At 36.3% G+C, this 23,387-nt stretch carries 16 protein-coding genes; 5 read left to right on the top strand and 11 right to left on the bottom strand.

Annotated features, from left to right (window positions below; translation table 11 throughout):
* Positions 1-6: 6 nt before the first annotated feature.
* A complete protein-coding gene (locus G5B32_RS07270; RefSeq protein ID WP_223815338.1) occupies positions 7-792 on the bottom strand; it encodes a response regulator in 786 nt (261 codons plus the stop codon).
* On the bottom strand, positions 782-3,940 hold the full coding sequence (locus G5B32_RS07265; protein ID WP_165290886.1) for a two-component regulator propeller domain-containing protein: 3,159 nt from the start codon (positions 3,938-3,940) through the stop codon (positions 782-784). The genes G5B32_RS07270 and G5B32_RS07265 overlap by 11 nt, the downstream gene beginning before the upstream one ends.
* Positions 3,941-4,166: 226 nt before the next feature.
* Here G5B32_RS07265 and G5B32_RS07260 point away from each other — a divergent pair, with 226 nt between their 5' ends.
* The 4 genes from G5B32_RS07260 to G5B32_RS07245 all read left to right on the top strand — a co-directional run bounded on the left by G5B32_RS07260 (position 4,167) and on the right by G5B32_RS07245 (position 12,210).
* Positions 4,167-6,212 carry a beta-L-arabinofuranosidase domain-containing protein gene (locus G5B32_RS07260; RefSeq protein WP_165290885.1) on the top strand — a complete coding sequence of 682 codons (2,046 nt, stop codon included), beginning with the start codon at positions 4,167-4,169 and terminating at the stop codon, positions 6,210-6,212.
* 25 nt (positions 6,213-6,237) lie between these two features.
* A complete protein-coding gene (locus G5B32_RS07255; protein ID WP_165290884.1) occupies positions 6,238-8,070 on the top strand; it encodes a glycoside hydrolase family 2 protein in 1,833 nt (610 codons plus the stop codon).
* Positions 8,071-8,096: 26 nt separating this feature from the next.
* Complete coding sequence (locus tag G5B32_RS07250) at positions 8,097-10,580, top strand: glutaminase family protein (RefSeq protein WP_165290883.1); 2,484 nt, start codon at positions 8,097-8,099, stop codon at positions 10,578-10,580.
* A gap of 121 nt (positions 10,581-10,701) precedes the next feature.
* Complete coding sequence (locus G5B32_RS07245) at positions 10,702-12,210, top strand: bifunctional GNAT family N-acetyltransferase/carbon-nitrogen hydrolase family protein (RefSeq protein ID WP_165290882.1); 1,509 nt, start codon at positions 10,702-10,704, stop codon at positions 12,208-12,210.
* Between the two features lie 32 nt (positions 12,211-12,242).
* Here G5B32_RS07245 and asnA read toward each other — a convergent pair whose 3' ends face one another.
* The 3 genes from asnA to G5B32_RS07230 form a co-directional block, all read right to left on the bottom strand.
* On the bottom strand, positions 12,243-13,247 hold the full coding sequence (asnA, locus tag G5B32_RS07240) for an aspartate--ammonia ligase (RefSeq protein ID WP_165290881.1): 1,005 nt from the start codon (positions 13,245-13,247) through the stop codon (positions 12,243-12,245).
* Between the two features lie 154 nt (positions 13,248-13,401).
* Complete coding sequence (locus tag G5B32_RS07235) at positions 13,402-13,728, bottom strand: HesB/IscA family protein (protein WP_165290880.1); 327 nt, start codon at positions 13,726-13,728, stop codon at positions 13,402-13,404.
* An 84-nt stretch (positions 13,729-13,812) separates the two neighbouring features.
* Positions 13,813-14,982, bottom strand: a complete 1,170-nt coding sequence (locus tag G5B32_RS07230; RefSeq protein ID WP_165290879.1) for a cysteine desulfurase family protein — start codon at positions 14,980-14,982, stop codon at positions 13,813-13,815.
* Positions 14,983-15,057: 75 nt separating this feature from the next.
* On the opposite strand from G5B32_RS07230, the gene G5B32_RS07225 reads away from it, so the two are divergent.
* Positions 15,058-15,894: a mechanosensitive ion channel family protein gene (locus G5B32_RS07225; protein WP_165290878.1), complete on the top strand. Its 837-nt coding sequence runs from the start codon at positions 15,058-15,060 to the stop codon at positions 15,892-15,894.
* Here G5B32_RS07225 and G5B32_RS07220 read toward each other — a convergent pair.
* From G5B32_RS07220 to G5B32_RS07195, 6 genes are all read right to left on the bottom strand, one after another.
* Positions 15,891-16,037: a hypothetical protein gene (locus tag G5B32_RS07220; protein WP_165290877.1), complete on the bottom strand. Its 147-nt coding sequence runs from the start codon at positions 16,035-16,037 to the stop codon at positions 15,891-15,893. The two genes, G5B32_RS07225 and G5B32_RS07220, sit on opposite strands and share 4 nt — an antisense overlap.
* An 85-nt stretch (positions 16,038-16,122) precedes the next feature.
* Entirely contained in the window at positions 16,123-17,460 is a 1,338-nt protein-coding gene (glpT, locus tag G5B32_RS07215) for a glycerol-3-phosphate transporter (protein ID WP_165290876.1), read from the bottom strand.
* Between the two features lie 20 nt (positions 17,461-17,480).
* Positions 17,481-18,323, bottom strand: coding sequence for a glycerophosphodiester phosphodiesterase family protein (locus G5B32_RS07210; protein WP_223815337.1), 843 nt, complete (start codon positions 18,321-18,323; stop codon positions 17,481-17,483).
* A gap of 213 nt (positions 18,324-18,536) precedes the next feature.
* Positions 18,537-20,093: a BACON domain-containing protein gene (locus tag G5B32_RS07205; RefSeq protein ID WP_165290874.1), complete on the bottom strand. Its 1,557-nt coding sequence runs from the start codon at positions 20,091-20,093 to the stop codon at positions 18,537-18,539.
* A 58-nt stretch (positions 20,094-20,151) separates the two neighbouring features.
* Positions 20,152-22,116, bottom strand: coding sequence for a calcineurin-like phosphoesterase C-terminal domain-containing protein (locus tag G5B32_RS07200; protein ID WP_165290873.1), 1,965 nt, complete (start codon positions 22,114-22,116; stop codon positions 20,152-20,154).
* A gap of 19 nt (positions 22,117-22,135) precedes the next feature.
* Positions 22,136-23,386, bottom strand: coding sequence for a DUF5689 domain-containing protein (locus G5B32_RS07195; RefSeq protein WP_206366823.1), 1,251 nt, complete (start codon positions 23,384-23,386; stop codon positions 22,136-22,138).
* Position 23,387 lies beyond the last annotated feature (1 nt).

The following is a 23,387-nucleotide window of genomic DNA, read 5'->3' as shown; positions in this document are numbered from 1 at the left end:
GACATACTAATCGAGAGGTATGTCCTTATTGTTTTGTTTATTTTGAAATTCACTCGGACTTAAACCAAACTGTTTTTGAAAATTCCTAGAAAAATGCTGAGCAGAGCTATAACCTAACAGGTTGGATATTTCGTAGATTTTTAATTTTCCTTGCGTAAGTAATTCAGCCGAACGACGAAGTCTGGTCAGATTAATTAATTCATTGGGTGAGAGACTAGAAACCACATTAATCTTTCTATATAAAGTAGGTCTACTCATACAAAGAATATCAGCCATTTTATCGACATTAAATTGCGAATTATCCAAATTCTCCAAGATAATTTCTTCAATTTTCATCAAAAACTCTTTGTCGCTCTGATTTTGTCCAATTTGTTGTATTTGCGAAGTCGGATTCTTAAAAAAGAATTCTCTTACGCGCGTACGGTTATTCAGTAAACTGCTTATTTGTGCACGTAAAAAGGCTAATGAAAAAGGTTTTTCGATGTACGCATCAGCGCCGTATTCCAAACCTTTGATTTTAGACTCCAAGGTATTTTTCGCCGTAAGCAGAATGATTGGAATGTGCGCTAAATTCATGTTAGTTTTGACTTTTTCACAAAATTCAAAACCATCCATATCCGGCATCATCACATCGCTGACTATAAGATCGAAATTTTCATGCTCAAAGAGGGCATAGGCTTCGACTCCATTTGATGCTTTGGTGATATGGTAATCTTCCATCAAATCATCGGCAATGAATTCGAGCAATTCAGCATGATCATCTATTAATAAAATATTGGCTTTAGCATTCATAGACATAAGTTTGGTTTAAAGGTAGTCGTAGCGTAAAGGTATTAAGATTTTTATTATCAATATTGTAATTAATTATTCCATTCATTTTGAGTGCCAGAGATTGCGATAATGCCAGTCCTAATCCGCTTCCAGGTATGCTTTTGTTGTGTTCTAAGCGGTTAAAAGGCTCGAAAACGTATTCTCTATCTTCATCAGGGATAAGCAGTCCATCATTTTTAATGGTTAATAGTAATACACTGTTCTCTTCATCTTTTTCAAGATGTAATTCAATTATCTTTTTGGAATATTTCAAAGCGTTGTTGAGTAAATTATTGCAAATAATTTCATAAGCATCCAAATCGATATACGATTCAATGTTTTTTGCTATGACATATGTCAATTTCTTATGTTGTGAATCTAGAGTCTCTCTGAAGTTATCAACAATATCCTGCGTCGCGAGGCTAATGTTTTTTAGTTCAAAATGGAATTTAAAACCTTTGGTTTCTACTTTTCTAAAATCCAACAGTTGATTGCTCAGCGATATCAAACGTTCTGTATTATTTTGAATATTCTTTAGCAATTTATCCGTAATTGGATTTTCAGGTACTTTACTAATCAATTTCTCCAGCGGTGCTTTTATCAACGTAAGGGGTGTACGAATTTCGTGTACTACATCCGTATAAAAATTGATTTTTGCTTGATAAAGCTCTTGTTCACGTTGATTTTGAATGGTCAATAAATGTTCTTTATTCTTTTGCTTTATTCGTTCACTGAAATGATATGCTACAAATAAAATAAGTCCTATAATAATAATGAAGTAAAGAATGAAAGCTGGAATACTTGCCCAAAATGGAGGTAGTATTTTTATTTTAAGTTTGCGTTCGCTGCTGATGGCTATGCCATTTGGATCCTCAGCTTTCACGACGAAATCGTAATTTCCTGGCAGTAATTTAGTAAAATGTGCGCGATTGGAACCATTTGTTGTGACCCAATCTTTATTTATACCATCTAATTTATAACTGTATTTTACGGATTGTGGCGAATCAAATAGTAAAGCTGTAAAATCCAGGCTAAATGAGGACTGGTTGTATTGAAGAATGATTTCATCAGTAAATAGTATAGAATGTTTCAATAGTGAATCAGGATCATATTGATGGATTTCCTTATTATTGATGGTTAATTTGGTAATATAAATAGGCGTATTAGCATTGTATTTTATTTGATTAAGTTTTTCTGGATTGAACCGAATCAAACCATTGATAGTGCCGAAATAAAAATTTCCCTCTCCATCATCAAATGCTGAGTTATAATTAAACTGAATCGAGGGCAATCCTGATTCTATATTAAATAATCGTGTATTATTTGATGTAGGGTTATATCTAGTTAGACCTTTAGATGTAGTAATCCAAAGGTTATTACTTTTATCTTCTAATATCGCGAAAACAATTTTACTAGGAAGCGATATTTTAGGCTTAACAAATTCAAAATCACCATTTTTGTATATTAACTTACTCAGGCCACCTTCGGTAGCTATCCAAATATTTCCCTTGGAATCTTCAGCAATAAAATTAATCTTATTGTTGGGTAGTGAATTTGGGTTGTCTGCTTGATGAATAAAATGTTTTTTAATTTTTTTGTTTGGGTGATACATATATAGCCCATTTCTCCAAGTGCCTAACCATACATATCCATTGCTATCTTCGAATACCGTAGTATAAGACATTCTAAAAGGAACATCTAGTATGGGATGAAAGAATTTGTTTTTTATATCGAAGGAATAATGCCCACGCGTCGAAGCAAGTAATATTTTTCCAGATTTACTCTTTTTTATATCATATAAGAAGTTGCTTTTTAATGAAGTTGAAGAGTTGCCATCATATTCGGCGTGGTAAATAACCCTTTTTTGTGTAGAATTGAAAATATCCATACCGTAGACGAAGGTGCCAAGTATGATATTGTCTTCATATGTTAGGAGACCGTGTATATTATTGTCTGCTAGACCTACATTTTCAACACTATAGTTTTCTATCTTATTAGTAAGGGGATCGAGCTTACTCAGTCCTCCATTTTCTGTACCCAGCCAGATTTTACCATTTTTATCTTTGTTGATGACTCGAACTACTGTTCCTAACAGATCTCCTCCTTGCATTTTGGACATGAATTTCTGAATAAGATTATTATTCTTATGGTAGTAATTAATGCCGCCAAAATATGTGCCCAACCAAATTCCTCCATCTTTATCTTTTAGAATGTTGTAAATAGCGTTGTCGGATAGACCCCAAGGATTATTTTCTGCTTTCTTGATATTGATGAATTTTTTACTTTCAATATTATATATGAATAGCCCTGATTCGGTAGCAAACCAATATTCTTGATTATTCAATTGAAAGATGTCGCGTACATATAAAAATTGCCTCAGATGTTCGATTCCTAACAGCCAATTTACTGTTTTGTCACCTTTTGATATGGATCCAACCCCTGCCTTAGAGGTGCCAAAAATTAATTGTCCTCGATCATTTTCAATAATTTTTTGAATGGCAAACCAATCTTTAGGGCCATATATGCGTTCAAGGTCGAGAATGGTTTTTGATTCAAATTGTTCTAATAAACATATTTTTCCAGTGAATGTTCCATAATATAATTTACCTTCATTCGTACAGTATAAAGCAGAAATATTATTTTGGTCAGCGGTTATTTTTTTGATTATTTTTTTAGTGAAATCATAAAAATAAAGATTTTGGTTAGCGATAAACCAAATATTATTTCTGTAATCTTTTTTGATTACGGGGACGTCAGAATTAGCGAATTCTTGATTCAGTAATGTAAAAGTTTCATATAGCGGATTATAAATGTAAATTCCCTGATCGGTGCCGATCCAAATTTGTTTGTGGTCATCTTCTACTAGCGAAATTATATTGTTAGCAATTGTATTGCGTAGTTGATTCTTGATATCAAAATGTTTGAAGCTATTTCCATCAAATCGATCGAGACCATCTTTAGTTCCGAACCACAAAAAACCGTAACTGTCTTGCATGCTACAGATAACTGTATTATTGGAAAGACCATCATTGATTTGGTAATGATTGAAGTAATAGGGCTGGGCATACAACGCTGTAGGAAGTATAATAACTATGAGGGCGCATAACCATAGACCTATATATTTCATCATGCTGTCGTGAAAATTTTTGTTTATAATGGTATCTGTAATTGTTATAAATATATAACCTATTTCTACAAAAATATACAAAGAATATATCTATAGTAGCATTCGAAGGGATAAATAGGGTGCATTGATACAAAACGATATTATTTTGAGATAAATTGTTGACAGGATTAGGAATAAGGCTTTTATATTTGAGTAATCAATTATTTCAAAATTATAATCCTATCTACAGATGAAAAGGCATTTATTTCTTGCACTAGTTTTAGGCTTGACTTTTTCTAATTTATCTGCGCAGCAGGAAACAATTGGTAGTATACAAGACTTGCCAGTAGAATCTAGCAATGTTTATTATATTAATAATCGTCAGCCTTTGAAGCAAAATGTGCTTATTAAGCTTCCTGTCGGAAATATTCGACCATCAGGATGGTTAGGACGCTATTTGGAATTGCAAAAAGAAGGCTTAACAGGTAATTTGGGCGAGATCAGTGCTTGGCTTTCAAAGAAAAATAATGCTTGGTTAAGTAAAGATGGTTCGGGAGATCATGGTTGGGAGGAAGTTCCGTATTGGCTAAAAGGCTATGCGCATCTGGGCTATATCTTGAATGATCCAAAGATAATTGAGGAATCCAAAATTTGGTTGGAGGCAGCGATTCAAAGCCAACGTCCTGATGGTTACTTTGGACCTCTAATTCTTCGAAACAATAAACCTGACTTGTGGGGAAATATGATTATGCTTTGGTGCTTGCAATCCTATTATGAGTACAGTGGAGATGAGCGCGTATTGACATTGATGACCAATTATTTCAAATGGCAATATAATTTACCAGATAGTTTCTTATTAAAAGATTATTGGGAAAATAGTCGTGGCGGGGATAATATCTTATCCGTGTACTGGTTATATAATCGCACTAAAGGAAATGAGTGGCTGCTTGATTTAGCGGAAAAATTACATCGCAATACGGCGGATTGGACAAAGCAAAATGATTTGCCGAATTGGCATAATGTGAATGTGGCGCAATGTTTTCGAGAGCCAGCAACCTTTTATTTACAAAGCCAAGATGCAAAACATTTAAAAGCTACGTATGACAATTTTCATTTTGTTCGCGAAGTATTTGGACAAGTTCCAGGCGGAATGTTTGGCGCTGATGAAAATGCTCGACCTGGTTACACGGATCCGCGACAAGGCGTAGAAACTTGTGGTATGGTGGAACAGATGGCTTCCAATGAGATTCTATTAGGCATCACGGGCGATCCATTTTGGGCTGATCATGCGGAGGAAGTGGCTTTTAACACTTATCCAGCAGCTGTGACGGCAGATTTTAAAGCTTTGCGATACATCACTAGTCCTAATATGACGATTAGCGACAGTAAAAATCATGCGCCTGGTATAGATAATAGTGGACCATTTTTGATGATGAATCCATTCAGCTCTAGGTGTTGTCAACATAACCACAGTCAAGGTTGGCCTTATTATGCCGAACATTTATATATGGCAACGAATGATAATGGTGTAGCTGCGGTTCTATATGCTGCATCGACGGTCGATGTGAAAGTCGGAAATAAAAGCGAAGTAAGTATTAAGCAAACTTCTAATTACCCATTTGAGGAAGTGATAAACTTTGAAGTGAACACCAAACAGAAAAATGTTCAGTTTCCCTTTTATTTACGCATTCCAAATTGGGCTGAAAAAGCTGAGGTAAAAATCAATGGAAAAAAATATAACGTGTCACGTGGAGCAAAATACTTCAAAATTGATCGTATGTGGAATAATGACGATAAGGTAGAACTTATTTTGCCTATGGCTGTAAAAGTCAAAACTTGGGAAAAGAATAAAAATGCAGTAAGTATCATGCGTGGCCCTTTGACTTATTCTTTAAAAATAAAGGAGCAATACGTTGAAAAAGACAGTAAGGTGTCAGCTATCGGGGATTCGAAATGGCAAGAGAATGCCGACCCTTCAAAATGGCCTTCTTATGAAATTTTGCCTGCCAGCGATTGGAACTATGGTATTGTAAAAAGTGAGTTGGAGCGTCCAGAGAATTTGACAGTCAACAAAAAAGCGTGGCCTAAGGATTCATTTCCTTTTGAAGCGAATACTGTTCCTATATCCATCACTATAAAAGCTAAACAGCTGAAAGAATGGTTAGTTGATCGGCATGGATTGACAGGTGAGCTCCCTTTAAGTCCGCTTGTGGTAGACAGCAAAGAGCAGGTCGTAGAATTGATACCGATGGGCGCAGCAAGATTGCGTATATCAGCATTTCCAGTTGTAAAATAATAATTAACATAATAACACAAATTTGATGAAAAGAAAGATTTTTGTAGCATGCCTAATGCTGGCGGGCCAGCTTACTTTTGCCCAAGAATGGAAACCAGCGGGTTCGAAAATTTCGACTCCTTGGGGTGAAAAAGTTAATCCACAACAACCTCATCCGGAATATCCTAGACCTATGTTGGTTCGTGAAAAGAACTGGCAAAACTTAAATGGTTTATGGAATTATGCTATTACAGCCGCTGACCGAAAAGAGTTTCCAGAAAAATGGGAAGGTAAAATATTAGTGCCTTTTGCTGTAGAATCTGCTTTATCAGGTGTAGGAAAAGAAGTCGGAAAGGATAAGGCTTTATGGTATCATAATACCATTACCTTGGATAAAAAGGTGAATAAGGATAATATTCTTTTGCATTTTGGAGCGGTAGATTGGCAATGTGATATCTATGTGAATGGAAGTTTAGTTGGACGACACGAGGGTGGTTTTGATTCATTTAGCATGGATATTACTTCTTTTGTAAAAAAAGGAGCCAAACAAGATATTGTGATTCGTGTTTGGGATCCTACAGATGACGGTCCTCAACCAAGAGGTAAGCAAATTAAAAATCCTCACGGAATTTGGTATACACCAGTGACGGGAATTTGGCAAACAGTATGGTTAGAGAGTGTGCCAAAAACATATATCGCGAGTACAAAACATACTCCACAATTGGATGAAGGAAAGCTAACTTTTGCTTCTAATATTGGAGGAGCTACCGCAGGAGATCAAGTCAAAGTAGTGGTATTAGATGGTAATAAAGTAGTAACAGAGCAAGTTGGTGACGTAAATTCTACTTTAGATATTAATGTGCCAAATCTAGAACAATGGTCTCCTTCCAACCCTAAATTGTACGATTTAGATGTACAGGTAATCCGTAAAGGTAAAGTGCTGGACCGCGCAAAAAGCTATTTTGCTATGCGCAAAATTTCCATGGAAAAAGATAAAAATGGTATTCAACGTATGTTGCTTAACAACAAGTTTGTATTCCAATATGGACCTCTTGATCAAGGCTGGTGGCCTGATGGATTGCATACTGCTCCCTCGGATGAAGCGCTTAAGTTTGATGTTATCAAAACAAAAGAAATGGGCTTCAATATGATTCGTAAACATATCAAAGTAGAGCCCGCACGTTGGTATCGTCATTGTGATAGTTTAGGAATTTTAGTTTGGCAAGATATGCCGAGCGGGGATTTAGGAGGAAATAGCTGGGATATGCAGCCGGGAAAAATTTCAGGAGATAGAAGAGACAAAAATCGTTCTCCAGAATCTGAAGCTTACTACCGTAAAGAATGGAAAACCATTATGGAGACATTGCATAATTATCCAAGTATTGTGGTATGGGTTCCTTTCAATGAAGCTTGGGGACAATTTAAGACTAAAGAAATTACAGAATGGACGATAGCGATGGATAATTCAAGATTAGTGAACAGTGCTAGTGGTGGTAATTTTATGAATACTGGACATATTTTGGATATTCACAACTATCCAGACGCAGCTATGCCTGATCCAGATTTGTTTGGAGCTACACAAATTTTGGCGTTGGGTGAGTTTGGTGGACTTGGTTTACCTGTAGATGGACATGTTTGGCAGCAAAAAGACAATTGGGGCTACCAAAGTTTCAAGAATAAAGAAGAATTATTTAACAGATATAGACAACTGATTGAAAAATTGGATAAACTTATTCCAATGGGACTTTCTGCAGCAGTTTATACGCAAACTACAGATGTAGAAGTGGAAACAAATGGTCTAATGACGTATGACCGCAAAGTAATTAAGATTCCTGAAACACAATTAATTGAGGTACATCGTAAGTTGTATGCTCACTAGAGCCAGGTTATTTTAAACACTACACTATGAATTTTTTGAGAAATAAAATCACTTTTTTGGTTGTTTTGGTTTGCTGTGCTATACATGTGTTAGCGCAGCAGTCAAACTCCAAAAATCAACTTAGAGCACCTGCATTTCCTTTAATTACTATTGATCCCAATACTAGTGCATGGTCTTATTCGGATAATTTGTATGATGATGCTGTTCGTCATTGGACAGACAAACCGTTTCCATTGTTGGGTGTAGTTAAAGTCGATGGTATTGCATATCGTTTTCTTGGAAAAGAGGAAATTGAGCTTGAGGCTATTGCGAAGATGGGTGAACACGAGATTTGGTCTGCGAAATATACGGTGAACGAACCTTCTAAAGATTGGACTCAAATCAACTTTACGGATTCGGATTGGAAAACTGGAGCTGCTCCATACGGTACGTTGGATAATGAACCTAATTCCAGAACGGATTGGCAGGAACCTAAGATTTGGGTACGCCGGGAAGTGATATTGAACGAAGATTTAGGTGGTAAAAATGTGTATCTGGAATTTACGCATGATGATGATGCTATAATGTATGTAAACGGGATCGAAGTCGCTAATACTGGACAGGCTACCGGCAAAAATCGGAGAGTAAAACTTTCTGAAGAAGTGGTTAAAACTTTGAAAAAAGGCAAGAATATCTTAGCAGGTTACTGTTATAATCGAGTGGCTAATGGATATTTTGATTTTGGAATGTATACGGAAAGAAAAAATACTATTTCCTTTACACAAACCGCCCTTCAAAAATCAGTAGATGTTCAGGCAACGCAAACGCATTATCAATTTGAATGTGGACCAGTTGATTTAAACATTTCCTTTATTGCGCCACTATTATTGACCGATCTGGAATTAGTTTCTAGGCCTGTGAATTATTTAGCTTACGAAGTGACCTCTCGGGATGGAAAAAAACATGATGTACAGCTTTATCTCGAAGCTTCTTCACATTGGGCATTAAATTCTCCTTTGCAAGAATCCACTAGTTCAACGTATAAATCTGGAAATTTACAGTATGTAAAAACAGGAAGTAAAAGTCAAGAAGTGTTGGCTAAAAAAGGTGATCATATTCGTATCGACTGGGGTTATTTTTACATGGCTGCTGATGCGAACAAATCGAAATCAGCTACAGGAAAGGGAACGACTTTGCGCGAACAATTTCTTAAAGGGCAAACGCTTCAATCAACAGCAAATGGAAATCAGCTTGTCTTAACCCAAAATTTTACTGTTTCTACTAAACACTCTGACAAAATTATGCTGGGATACGATGATATTTATTCCATTCAATATTTTGGTAAAAATCTTCGTCCATATTGGAATAGACAGGATAACAGCACGATTGAAAAACAATTTCAACTAGCAGACAAAGACTTTGCGAAATTGAAACAGGCATGTGATAAATTTGATGCCGAACTATGGAACACGGCTATACGTGTAGGAGGATATGAATATGCAGCCTTGATAGCCTTGTCGTACAGACAGTCTATCGCAGCGCACAAACTTGTACAGGCTCCGAATGGTGATCTGCTATGGTTATCTAAGGAAAATGACAGCAATGGTTCTATTGGAACTGTGGATGTTACTTATCCTTCTGCACCACTTTATTTGTATTACAATCCCGAATTGGCAAAAGGTCTTCTCAATCATATTTTTTATTACAGTGCGAGTAAAAAATGGACAAAGCCTTTCGCTGCACATGATATCGGGACATATCCAATTGGTAATGGGCAGACCTATGGGGGTGATATGCCAGTGGAAGAATCTGGTAATATGCTGATTCTGAGTTATGCAATTGCTAGAATGGAGAAAAATGCTGATTATGCCAAAAAACATTGGGAAGTACTTACAACATGGACGGATTATTTGGTAGAACATGGTTTGGATCCCGATAATCAATTGTGTACAGATGATTTTGCCGGACATTTTGCACATAATGCGAATTTATCGGTCAAAGCTATCGTAGCGATTGGTTCCTATGGATATTTGGCGGAAATGTTAGGAAAAACGGATGTATCCAAAAAATATATTGCCATAGCAAAGGATATGGCTGCAAAATGGAAATCTATGGCTGCAGACGGCGATCATTACCGTCTCACATTTGATAAGGAAGGTACTTGGAGTCAAAAATACAACCTAGTGTGGGATAAGCTTTTGGATATGAATATCTTCGATAAATCTATCTTCAAAACAGAAATAGACTATTATCTCACCAAGCAAAATCAATATGGTTTACCGCTTGATAACAGAAGAACATATACAAAGACAGACTGGATTATGTGGACTGCAACTTTAGCAGATGATATGGTGACTTTCCAAAAATTTATAAATCCTGTTTATAAATTTATGTATGAAACTACAGATCGCGTACCTATGTCTGATTGGGTTTATACGGATAAACCTACACGAGCAGGTTTTAAAGCGAGATCAGTGGTGGGAGGTTATTTCATAAAGATGCTTGAGGAAAAAATAAACAATCAAAAATAGTATATCTGGTTATTCAAATCTGAACCTCATCAATTTCCACATTGATGGGGTTTTTCTTTATCAATGGGGTTACAATGGTATCAGATTTGCGTATATTTAATAGACTTAACGCTGAAATTTTATGGATATTAAAGTAAGATTGCTTTCGAAGAAAGATTATTCGGATTTGAAAAAATCTATGACCGAAGCATATCATGGGGTAGGAGATGTCTGGTCAAGGGAGAATATTGTGGATCTAATTGATGTATTCCCTGAAGGACAATTGTGTGTCGAAGTGAATGGACATGTAGTAGCCTGCGCACTTTCTATTATTCTCAATTCGAAAAAAAACAACATATACGATTCTTATTATGAAATCATCGATGACGGGAAATTCTCCAAGCACGATTACGAGGGAGACACCCTGTACGGAATAGAAGTATTTGTGCATCCTGAATTCAGGTCTTTGCGTTTGGGTCGACGTTTGTATGATTCCCGCAAGGAATTGTGCGAGCAGATGAATTTGAAAAGCATTATCGCTGGAGGACGTATTCCTAATTATTACAATTATGCTGAGGAGATGAGTCCTCGTGTTTATATTGAAAAGGTTAAGCGTAAAGAAATCTATGATCCTACCTTGACGTTTCAATTATCGAATGATTTCCATGTTAAGAAAATTTTAAAAAATTACCTGCCCGAGGATGCAGAATCCATGGAATTCGCGACGCTGTTGGAATGGAATAATATTTATTATGAACCTGATGCCCGATCCAATTCGGCAACAAAACAAGCTATTCGATTGGGATTAGTACAATGGCAAATGCGTTCGTTTAAAAATCTGCAGGAATTCTACAATCAAATCGAATTTTTCGTGGATACGGTTTCAGATTATGGTACAGACTTTATTATGTTTCCCGAATTTTTTAATACGCCATTGATGAGTCCATATAATGACTTACCCGAGCGTATGGCTATGGAAAAATTAGCAGAACATACCAAAGAAATCAAACAAAAGATCACGCAATTTGCGGTTTCCTACAATGTGAATATTATAGCTGGTTCTATGCCTTTGTACGAGCGAGGGAAATTATATAATGTAAGTTATCTGTGTCATCGTAATGGACACGTGGATCAATACCGTAAGGTACACATTACGCCTAATGAGTTTAAATACTACGGTATGGTGGGCGGAAGTGAAGTGAAAGTATTCGATACAGATTGCGGAAAAATTGGTTTATTAATTTGTTATGATGTGGAATTCCCTGAATTAGGGCGTATTCTGGCAGATCAAGGCATGCAGATTTTATTTGTTCCATTTATGACGGATACGCAGAATGGATATATTCGCGTACGTCATTGTGCGCAAGCAAGAGCTATTGAAAATGAATGTTATGTGGCTATTGCGGGCTCGGTAGGTAATTTGCCTCGCGTCAACAATATGGATATTCAATATTCGCAGTCAGCAGTTTTTACCCCTTCGGATTTCGCCTTTCCGAATAATGCTATTAAAGCGGAAGCTACACCAAACACAGAAATGGTACTAATCGCCGATGTGGATCTGTACGCTTTACGCGATCTACACGAATATGGTACGGTTAAGATTATGAAAGATAGAAGGAAAGATTTATACGAAGTAAATCTACTGAAATAAGAAAGAGCTGCATTTTTTGCAGCTCTTTGCTTTTATAATAAATTGATATTTTCTTCGGCTAGGATTTTCTTTTTGTGATCGTCCCATATACTTACTTGAACTTCTCCGATATGCGATAATTTGAGCATAAACATACATACACGAGATTGCCCAATACCACCACCAATGGATTCTGTCAATAGATCATTCAACAGCATTTGGTGAAAAGATAATTGTGCTCTATCTTCACAATTTCGGATTTCTAACTGTCTTTGTAAAGCTTCTTTACTGACGCGTATTCCCATGGATGACAATTCAAAGGCACTATTTAAGATAGGATTCCAAACTAAAATATCACCATTCAAACCTTGGTAGCCAGCCTCATTTTCTGTACTCCAGTCATCATAATCTGCGGCTCTTCCGTCATGCGCAAAACCATTGGACAATACACCACCAATACCATATAAGAATACAGCACCGTATTCTTTTGCAATAGCGTTTTCTCGTTCTTTAGGAGTAAAATAAGGGTATTTTTGTAATAATTCTTCCGAAGAGATAAATGTAATTTCGGCAGGAAGAATAGCCTTTAAGTGCGGAAATTTAGCTTCTATGTGTTTTTCAGTTTCTACTAAAGAAGAGTATATATCTTTTACTGTTTGTTGTAGAAAAGCTAAGTTTCTATTTTCTGGTAGGATAACTTTTTCCCAATCCCATTGATCCACATAAATAGAATGTATTGGCGAGTAATCTTCATCTGGACGCAAAGCGCGCATATCTGTGATGATTCCTTCGCCAGCTTCCAGTTCTAATTCTTTCAATCGTACGCGTTTCCATTTCGCTAGAGAATGTACAACAACAGCGCGTTGTTCATTCAACGATTTAATCGGAAACGAAACTGGTCTTTCAATACCGTTTAAGTCGTCATTAATTCCTGTTCCATCCAATACGATCAAAGGTGATGAAATTTGTATTAAGTTTAAAGCTTGTTTTAAATATGTTGAAAAAGTATCCTTAACAAACGTAATGGCTTGTTCTCTTTGTAATAATTCTCTGCCCATTAACTGATTAAATAATTGGTTATTATGTTATGATAAATGTAGGGAAAGCTACGAAATTTCATTAAAATAACAACCTATAAATGTGATTTTTAATAATATTATAAAAAGAAAGAGCTGCATTTGCAGCTCTTTAATATTTTAAGTAGAAAACTGCTTAAACGGAGAAGCTTTCGCCACACGCACAAGTTCTTGATGCATTTGGATTGTGAAATTCAAAACCTTTACCGTTCAAACCGTCAGAATAATCTAGTTCTGTGCCTGCAAGATATAAGTAGGATTTGATGTCCAAACAAATTTTTACGCCGTTATCTTCAAAAAACTGATCGCCTTTTTTCTCTTCGTTATCAAACTTAAGATCGTAAGAAAGTCCTGAACAACCACCACTAACCACAGCAACACGTACAAAATAATTTTCATCGTACTTTTCGTCGGACATGATTTGTTGTATTCTCTCTTTCGCTTTTTCTGTTACAGTCACCATAATTATTAATCTTTTAAGATTAGAACAAAGTTCGTAAATAAATTGCAACCCACAACTACAAACCGTATGAATTTTGTCATTTTATTAGAGTACACCGGACTTGTACAATTGCCAAATAGGAGAGTCCTTTCTGATTTTTTGTACTGCAGATTTAATGTCTTCAATAGCAACATCTAGTTCTTCTTTGGTTATAAATTTAGACAAGCTAAATCGCAAACTGCATAATGCATCCTCGGCCGCTATTCCCATCGCTGTCAGCACATGTGAAGGATCTCGATCACCTGATACGCATGCTGAACCCGATGATACGGCTATATTGATCAGTTTGGGCATCAATTCAGCACTTTTCACATGTTTGAAAAGAATGTTTGTCGTATTGCACAAACGGTCAGCATGAGATGCGTGTACAGCTGTATCTTCGATCTCTTGCAGAATTCGGTTTTCAAAATAATTCCTTAGTTCAGCTGTTTGTTCTTGATATTTTAAGGATATAAGTTCAAAAGCTTTGCCCATTCCAACAATTGATGGTGTATTATAAGTTCCGCCTCGCAGACTATTTTCTTGTTTTCCGCCTGTAATCAGAGGTTCAATTTGAATTGGTCTGGTCTTCCTTTTAATGTAAAGTCCTCCAATTCCTTTTGGACCATGTAATTTATGTGCACTGAAGCAGCAAATATCAATTCCTGACTTGGCATAGTCGAAAGCATATTTGCCAATAGCTTGTGTTGTGTCACTAAATAACAACACATCTTTGGAAGAGATAATCTCAGCTATTTTAGCTAGAGGATGAATGACGCCCGTTTCATTGTTTGCTTGCATAAGACATACTAAAATCGTTTCGGGACGAATGCTATTTTCTAAATCCGACAGATTGATATTACCTTGATTATCCAAAGGTAAGTAGGTAATTTCAGCTCCTTTTTTTGTTAAGATTTCTAAAGTTGTCAGAACAGCTTTATGTTCTGACTTAGTCGTGATAATATGCTTGCCAATTGATTGATAACGCTCAAATATGCCACGTAATACCATATTAATAGATTCCGTAGCGCCACTGGTAAAATAAATTTCTTTTGATGAAGCGCCGAAATAGTTAGCAATACTACTTCTTGATTTTTCTATAGCTTGATGTGCAGTTCTGCCCAATTTGTGCTGTAGACTGGAAGCATTACCATATTCTTCCTTCAAAAAAGGTAGCATAGCATCCAATACGGCATCATCTATACGTGTGGTGGCATTGTTATCTAGATAAATCATTGTATAAAGTTATTCAAAAACTAAGGATTACCATTCGAAAATTGTATATTTTGTGGAATTGAAAAATAAAATTATATGGAAAACTTTGAAGGAAGAATTGAAAAACTTATTGATTTGTTGGTACTAAAGGTCCCAGAGTTAGTGGCAGGTGTAGTAATTCTCATTGTAGGGCGATATGTAATTAAATTAATTTTAAAAATTTTAAATTCAAGATTTGAGAAGAGGAATCTGGATATATCCATAAGAGGATTTATTTTAAGTTTATTGAAATTTGTATGCTACACGCTATTGATTCTAACTGTAGCAAGCACTGTTGGCATTCAAACTACCTCTTTTATTGCTGCTTTATCCGCTTTTGGATTGGCAGTTGGTATGGCATTACAAGGTAGCTTATCCAATTTTGCTGGTGGAGTCTTAATCCTTTTATTTCGTCCTTTTGAGGTAGGGGACTATATCGATAGTCAAAATGGATCAAGTGGAACAGTAGAAAAAATTGATTTATTGTATACAACGCTTAAAGATGCGAATGGTATCCGAATATTTAGTCCTAATGGTACTTTGGCAAATTCTGTAATTAAAAACTTTACAAAAATTACTTCTCGAATATTTGATTTTATCGTGGGTATCGGGTATGAGGATAATATTAAAACTGCGAAGGAAATAATTTTAAATATTCTAACCAAAGAGGAATATATTTTGAAAAGTCCGGCTCCTATGGTTTTTGTAGATTCATTAGGAGATAGTTCTGTCAATTTAACTGTAAGAGGTTGGATTGATCGTGACCAATATTGGGATACGTTCAATAGTCTTCAGGAAAAAATAAAATTAGCTTTTGATGATAAAGGTATCACTATACCTTATCCGCAAACAGAAATGTTAATAAAGAATGCGCCTAAAGATTTACAGAATTAATCCAACGAATTAGTCAGCACATAATAGCGAAAAGCCACAATAGCTTGTTGAAATTTTGATAATTTCGAGGGGTCAAGCTTGCTGTATTTAGGCAATATAGCTTTATTAATGTTATTTAATATCTTGAAAAATTTCTTTTTCATACTTTTCGCTTTTAGTCTTACTAAAATAAACAAAAAAGTCTTGTGATTCGTTCACAAGACTTTTTTATGTGGAGTATTTTAAAGCTTATCTGTTAAGAATTTCTTTTTCTCTGTTCCATGTGAAAGCAGTAAAGATAATTGCCAATACCGATGAGGCTAGAATCATTTCGAATGAAGCATCCCAACCGCTTTTATCCACCAATCCGCCTAATGCCGCATTCGCCAACATATCACCGATGAAATAGCCAAATAAACCTGTTAGACCTGCTGCGGTACCCGCTGCTTTCTTCGGAACTAAATCCAATGCTTGTACGCCAATCAACATTACTGGTCCATAGATTAAAAAGCCGATTGTCCATAATGCAATGTTAATTACCCAAGGATTATCACCCGGTGTCAACCAGTACAACAATACCGCTAAGAAAGTAACTGCCATAAATATAATGGTCACGGGTGCGCGTCTTCCTTTGAATAGTTTATCACTCATAATCCCACAAAGGATAGTACCAGGGATAGCTGCTAATTCATAAACTGATGCAGACCAAGCTGCTTCAGCAGAAGAGAATCCTTTGGCTTCTTGCAGGAATGTGGGTGCCCAGTTGATAATACCATTTCGGACTAAATACACAAAAGCATTCGCGATAGCAATAAACCACAACAGCCTATTGTTGAATACATATTTGAAGAAGATTTCTTTTGCTGTGAATTCTTGCTCTTGCGATTCCTCATAAGTTTTTGGGTAATCGTTTTTGTATTTTTCGATAGGAGGTAAACCACAAGATTGAGGTGTATCACGCACAAAAAGAATCACAATAAGGGCAAATAGCATAGCCACTAAACCTGGAAAATACAATCTAGCTTGCCAGTCTACAAATAATTCCACACCCAAAATGGCTAATGGACCTACTAAAAATCCACCTACATTGTGTGCTAAGTTCCAAATAGACATCGTAGTACCGCGTTCTTTGATGGAGAACCAGTGTACGACCACACGACCACATGGAGGCCATCCCATTCCTTGTACCCAACCGTTTATAAAAAGCAAGATAAACATGATGGCAACGGAAGAAGTAGCAAAAGGGGAAAAGCCCATAAAAATCATCGTCAACGACGATAATACTAAACCAATCGCTAAGAAATATCTGGCATTACTACGGTCTGAAACATTCCCCATTACGAATTTACTTAAACCGTAGGCAATAGAAATTGCGGACATCGCAAAACCTAATTCTGCTTTACTATAGCCTAATGTATCTTGTAAATCTTTAACAGCGAACGAGAAATTCTTACGTACAAAGTAGTAAGCGGCATATCCAAGGAATATCCCGATAAAGACTTGTATACGTAATTTTTTGTATTCTGGATCTATTCTATCTGCTGATAATAGTTCCTTGTGTTTTGGTGGTTTTAAAAAATTCAGCATGTATTTTCTAAGGTTTGATTTTAAAATAGGTTAGGATAGTCACTAATAATACCATCCACGTTCAACGCTTTCAACGCTTCAATTTCTTCTTTGGTGTTAACTGTCCAAGGAATAATTTTGATGCCTAATTGATGTGCCTGCTCCACGAAATCTTTGGTTACAATTTTATAATTAGGACTAATGATAAAAGGTTTAAAACCCAAATCTTCTATCAATTGCACTGGAGTTTTTGTGTTTTTTGCATCGATTAAATAAGATGTACGAATTGTAGGGTATTTTTTGTTGATGTATTGGATCGTGCGTTTGTCAAAAGATTGGATTACCGTTCTTTTGTCAATGCCTTTGTTGAAAACAACTTTCAATAATAAATCTGAAAATTCCTTTGGCTCAGGATGTGCTACGTTGTCTTTTTTGTCACTGCTTTTGGTTTCGATATTATAAAACATCTTTTTGCCTTTAGCTGCAGCATATTTTTCAGATTCTTCGACCAAATCCTCTAGAAGTGAAATTTTTGTTGACACCTTTTTTTGCTGTGGGAAATCAACATTTCCTTTTAATCCCAAATCAAACTGTTGCAACTGGTCATAAGTATAATCGTAGATTAAACCTTTGTTGTCCTTTCCTTCTAATTCTTTACCGCTGTTATAAGTAACGAATTTTGGATTTAGAAAATCATCGTGATAAACAACTACTTTCTTGTCTTTGGTGATATGACAGTCCATTTCCAATGTAGTGACTGTTGGCAAATCCATTGCTACTTTCATAGCGCCAATAGAATTTTCAGGATACAATCCACGCGCACCTCTATGACCTTCGTAAGCGAAAGTAGGGAAGTTGGGTTCTACATTTTTTGACAAGTGCATTTGCTTACAAGATATGAATGCGGTACTTGAAATAAGAATAGATAAAATTATGTTTTTCTTAATAAACATGGTTTATAGTAGTATGTGGTCGTAAAAATAACTAATAAACACAGTTCACAAAAATGATATTGTATTAAACAATGTAACTTCGATAGGACATTTCTATGAATAGAAAATGTCCTACCGAAGTTGAATACTATAAAGTTATTGCTCTTATGGAGCAGGAATCATTTTTGTTGAATTGTTGGTTTCAATTTGATTCAATGTTGAATTATCCGTTAAAGAAATCAAATTGAATGATCTAGCTGTGGTCCAAGTTGCAGATGTTACATTATAAGTTCCGCGCAATTCGTAGAATTGTTGTTGAACTGGAGCTCCCGTAGGGTAAGGTACAGCAAATGTATTGTTGCCTTGGCGATAGAAGCGATCACTTGTTCCGGTTACAGTATAATGATCTGTATTCGTCACTCGATAACCTCTTTCTTGACCTGTAGAAGGTGCATAGCTACGAAGACCATATAATGCTCCAGTGCCCGGACCAATAAAGATAACATCCATTGGTTCTGTTTCATGATCTACAGCTGTGCCCTTGAATACAGCTAAACCTGAGGTGAGACCAGAGTTAGCGAATAAACCTGAGCTTTTATCTCCGATTCCATCAGCGCCAGGATTATTAACATAATCATATTGTGTGATCCATTTTGCATTATCCATGCTAGTAGAATTAGGACCATTGATTTTTGCTCCAGTTCCTCCTACATAGAAATATTGCCCTTTTTGAACAGATCCAGAAGTAATATTTATTTTGTATGTACGTGCGACCGATGCATTATTCAATGTGTAAGTTCCTGAAGCCCATCCTTGTGGTGGATAATCCTGTCTACGGTCAAGTTGACCAGCAGATGGCGCTGCAGTAGTTCCCGCATTGTTACATATAATAACAGAATACGCATTCGCATTATTATCAAATGTAATATCACGTAAGGCTAGGAATTGGATGTATTCATAGTTACCATCTGCTCCATTAGGATCTGGCATGAAACCCGAAATCACAAATGGTAAAGAATCTGGATGTGGTTCATTTGGATCAAATACTTCTCTAGAAATAGGAGCTGGCATCACAAGTCCGCGATCTGTTTCAGTAATGCTTACAGTGAATGTTACATCTCCTTTTGCTGTAGGATTACCATTCAAAGGAATACGAATTTCACCTGCTGTAGCTTCTAATTTTACGAGAAGATTTTCTACTTTGTCTATTCCAGCAGCACCAGCACCAGTTACATTCACTGAAAAATGAATCTCATCACCTACTATTCCTTTTTGGTAAGGAATAGTGATGTAAACATCTTCAAGAGTTTCACCGATATTGAATAATTCTGCATTAAGAGAAGCTTCTCCCAAAGTCAATCTTCCGTCTTCTTGAGCAACAGCTATCTCACTTATCTCTTCGCCGACTTTAATCTGGATGTTAGCAGTTCGTTGTTCTCCTTTATTTGGCGTTACAGTTACTAAGACAGGTTGTCTTTTTCCTGTACCAGTTCCTGAGGTTACATCAAAACTTATCCAATCCGCATCTGGAGCAGAAACAGTCCAAGATTCTCCGTTCGTCGTAAAGGCAAATCCTTTTTCGCCACCTTCCCAAGGGAATGCGAGTTCACTCGTCGTTTTGTCCAAAAAGAAACCTATAACCTCGTCTTTGCTACATGAAGTAAAAAGGCCGAAGAATAAAGCTAATAACAAAACGTAACTTTTAATTCCTTCTTTTTTCATCTTAATATTTTTTTACAATCAATGGTTAGTATAATTGGTAGGCAAATACTCTATATGCTTAGCGCATAGAGTAAGTGAAAGCTTTAGGCCTTACCATTGTTTCTGTATATTTATTTCCAAACTCATCTTCTACGGTTATTTCTAATGTCGAAGTGGCATTAGATGCAGTAGCTAAGAATAAGTGAGCAGAATTTACCGTCACAAATGACGAGGTCGGTTCTGCATTGGCATTCAAGCGCTGCATCTCATAGGATATAATATGTAAAGGGTCTTTTTTACGTACACGAGTTACAGGTAAAGTGTTACCATTTTCCTTCACCGTAACTTTCCAATTATCTTGGTATCCCCATACATTAATAAGCACTTGGTTATTTTTATTTGCTGTAGCAAATTCACCAGCATAGCCTGCAACTTTTCCTTTAAACTCATCCGTAGCACTTGGTGTATAAGTAGCTGAAGTAATGTGTATATTATTCAAATCGTATGATCTGAATTGATAGTCTTTATCAAATCCTATACTCTTATAATACCATTGTTGGTTTCTTCCTGTCATCTCCCAAATCGCATAACCACCTGGACTACCATCTCTAGAGATATGGTTTGCTGCTGATGTAGCACCAGTCCACCACCAAGTTGCACTTACTGCAGCAATATTTTGTTCATATACGTTAGAACCTGCAGGAGAGTTGCGGTAATTAATATGGGTGTGACCTGTAGCTACTTTTACGTTTGTGAACTCCGATACCGCAGCTAAAAGCTCTGAAGTATTTTCCATTGCATTGTTGAAATTTCCGTTTTGATCGGGATTTGTAAATAATGGAACGTGAGTAGCGATCACAATCGGTGTGCTCTTGTCCGTAATATAAGATAAGTCTTTAGCCAACCACGTCAATTGTTCTTGGTCTAAAAAGTCTCTGTAGTTTCTTTCACCAACAACGCCTTGACTTCCGCCATCATTCAACCACTGCATGTTATCCAAAATAATGTAGTGAACACGGCCAATATTGATAGAATAATAAGTAGGTCCTAATACTTTTCTGTATTCAGCCGCACCTAACCAGTCATTCGCACTTACATAAGGGTTGTAGTCATGATTACCAATAACATTATAAATTGGGAATTCTAAGCTCTTGATTTGATCGACATAGTTTTCTAATTTAAAGTTATTTGAATACCAGTATTGATCCCATGTCTGATCACCTAAAGTAATACCATAGAATTTTTTATTTTGACCTTTGTATTCCTCATAGACATTCTTTACATCTTCAATGAAACTTTGAAATTGTGTCAAATCATTATTTCTGTTTGCAAGGTGCATATCAGTCATAAAAGCCACCACATGGTTTTCATTATTTACTGGAAATAATTCAAAATCTTTGATTTCAGTAGCAGAAGCTAACCCCGCAAGTCTCTTGAAAAACTGAGGAATAGTATTGATTACCGATACTTCATAGTTAGCAGGTACCGTAATGAACACAAAACCATGTTTCTTAGCAGAAGGTAAGTAATACACACCATTCTGATCGGTGACAGCAAATTCGATACCATCTGAAACGATGACGTTTGCCACACCTTGGCCATTGGAATGTACCGTTCCTTTTACTGTCATTCCTTCACGATCCGGAATACTAGCATTGAAGATGCGGTTTACAAATGTTCTACCTAAAAGTTGATCTAATATTCCTCGTTGTATGCGGATTTCATATTCTCCGTCTCTAAAATAAGGGCTATTTTCTAGAGCCACTTTCTCGTCTTCTATTGTTTTAATCCCCAATTTAATAGTTCCACCACCTTGGCCTCCACGTGGAATAAATGTGATACTATCTGTTTGTTCAAAACCTTTTCCTTCGATAGTGATATCAGATTCATTGGTTACATTATACACATATGGAATATTGATATGTGTGACTTTAATGGAGGTTTGAATTTTATCCTCCGTGGTATCGATAATCTTATCTTCACAGGCTGTAAATACAGTAGTAAAGATGAAAATTAACATTAAAAATATATTAAATTTTTTCATGATAGTCAGGTTATATAGTTTAGTAACTTCTGAAAATAGCAAAATCATCCACACCTAATCTTCCACCAACGTTGTTTGCTTGAGGACGATTTATTCTGAAGCGAACAGGGCCTTGAATATTCATTAAGAATATGGCTTGCTTGCTGTCCATACTTTCCGTTGTTGTATGCGCATCTCTAATTGGTTCACCAGCTTGCTGCCATGTAGCACCTTTGTCTGTAGAGTATTCTAATTTGAACCAGCTAGTAGGGTCATTCCAATACGATCCGTAGAAGAAAGTTACTTTGGAAGCACCATTTGGCACATCAAAATCCATTTGCAATAACGCATCTAAAGAAGCATGGTTTTGTTGGAAACGAACAGCATTCGCACCCGAAACAATACGATCTCTTCCTTGTGTCACACCTAATAATGTTTGTTGGAACCACCAAGGTCCTGTGGAAAGGACGACAGTTCTATTGGCGTATCCATCTTTTGGTGAATCAGGATTCTCAAATGTCTCAGGCCATCCTGCATATATTTTACCACTTGGATAAGCCATGTCCGCATACGTTAACAAACGTAAATGAACTTCCTCTTGCTGTTTCGACACTATTCCTCTAAACGTTGCACTAGGAGCGACCACTTCCTCAGCGAAATTTGCTTCATTGCTAACAGTTACATACACTTTATTGCCACTTCCATCTGCTAAAGGTCGTGAACCTTTAATTTTTTCTCCTGGGTTAGGTTCAACTTCTAAATCCGACGTAATTTCTACGTATGTAGATTCATAATTGTCATATTGTTTGTTAAGCGAAGAAATAGCTACTGCTTTTGCAACAACAGGGTTATTTCTGTTGATGATATACGTATTGTTGTGATCAGCGCCTAATAAAGCTAGTACGCCTTCACGACGTCCTAATGTAAGACCATCTACCCAGATGTCTACTGAATCGCCCAGCTTATAGCGTTGCGGATCAGCTACTTCTAACAATATACCACGAAGCTGTCCTCTCCATTCATTCTGTACAGCAATGTAATTCTTAGGGAAATTATTGCCTTCATGAGTGGATACTACTAATGCTTTGATATGATTAGCACTTGTTAGTTCAGTATCGGTAAGTTTAACATCGTCTTGTTTGTGAAGATTGCGTAAAGCATAAATAGAAATCTCCGGATTATTCGTACCGATAGCTTCATTTATATCTTCCTTGAAACAACTTGAAAGCAAAGTTGCTGTAATCCCAATATATATTAATTGTTTTATTCCTCTCGTTTTCATAGTCTTCATA

This window comes from Sphingobacterium sp. SGL-16 (assembly GCF_011043515.1).
Classification (GTDB): domain Bacteria; phylum Bacteroidota; class Bacteroidia; order Sphingobacteriales; family Sphingobacteriaceae; genus Sphingobacterium; species Sphingobacterium litopenaei.
This window is presented reverse-complemented; position numbering and strand designations above follow the sequence as displayed.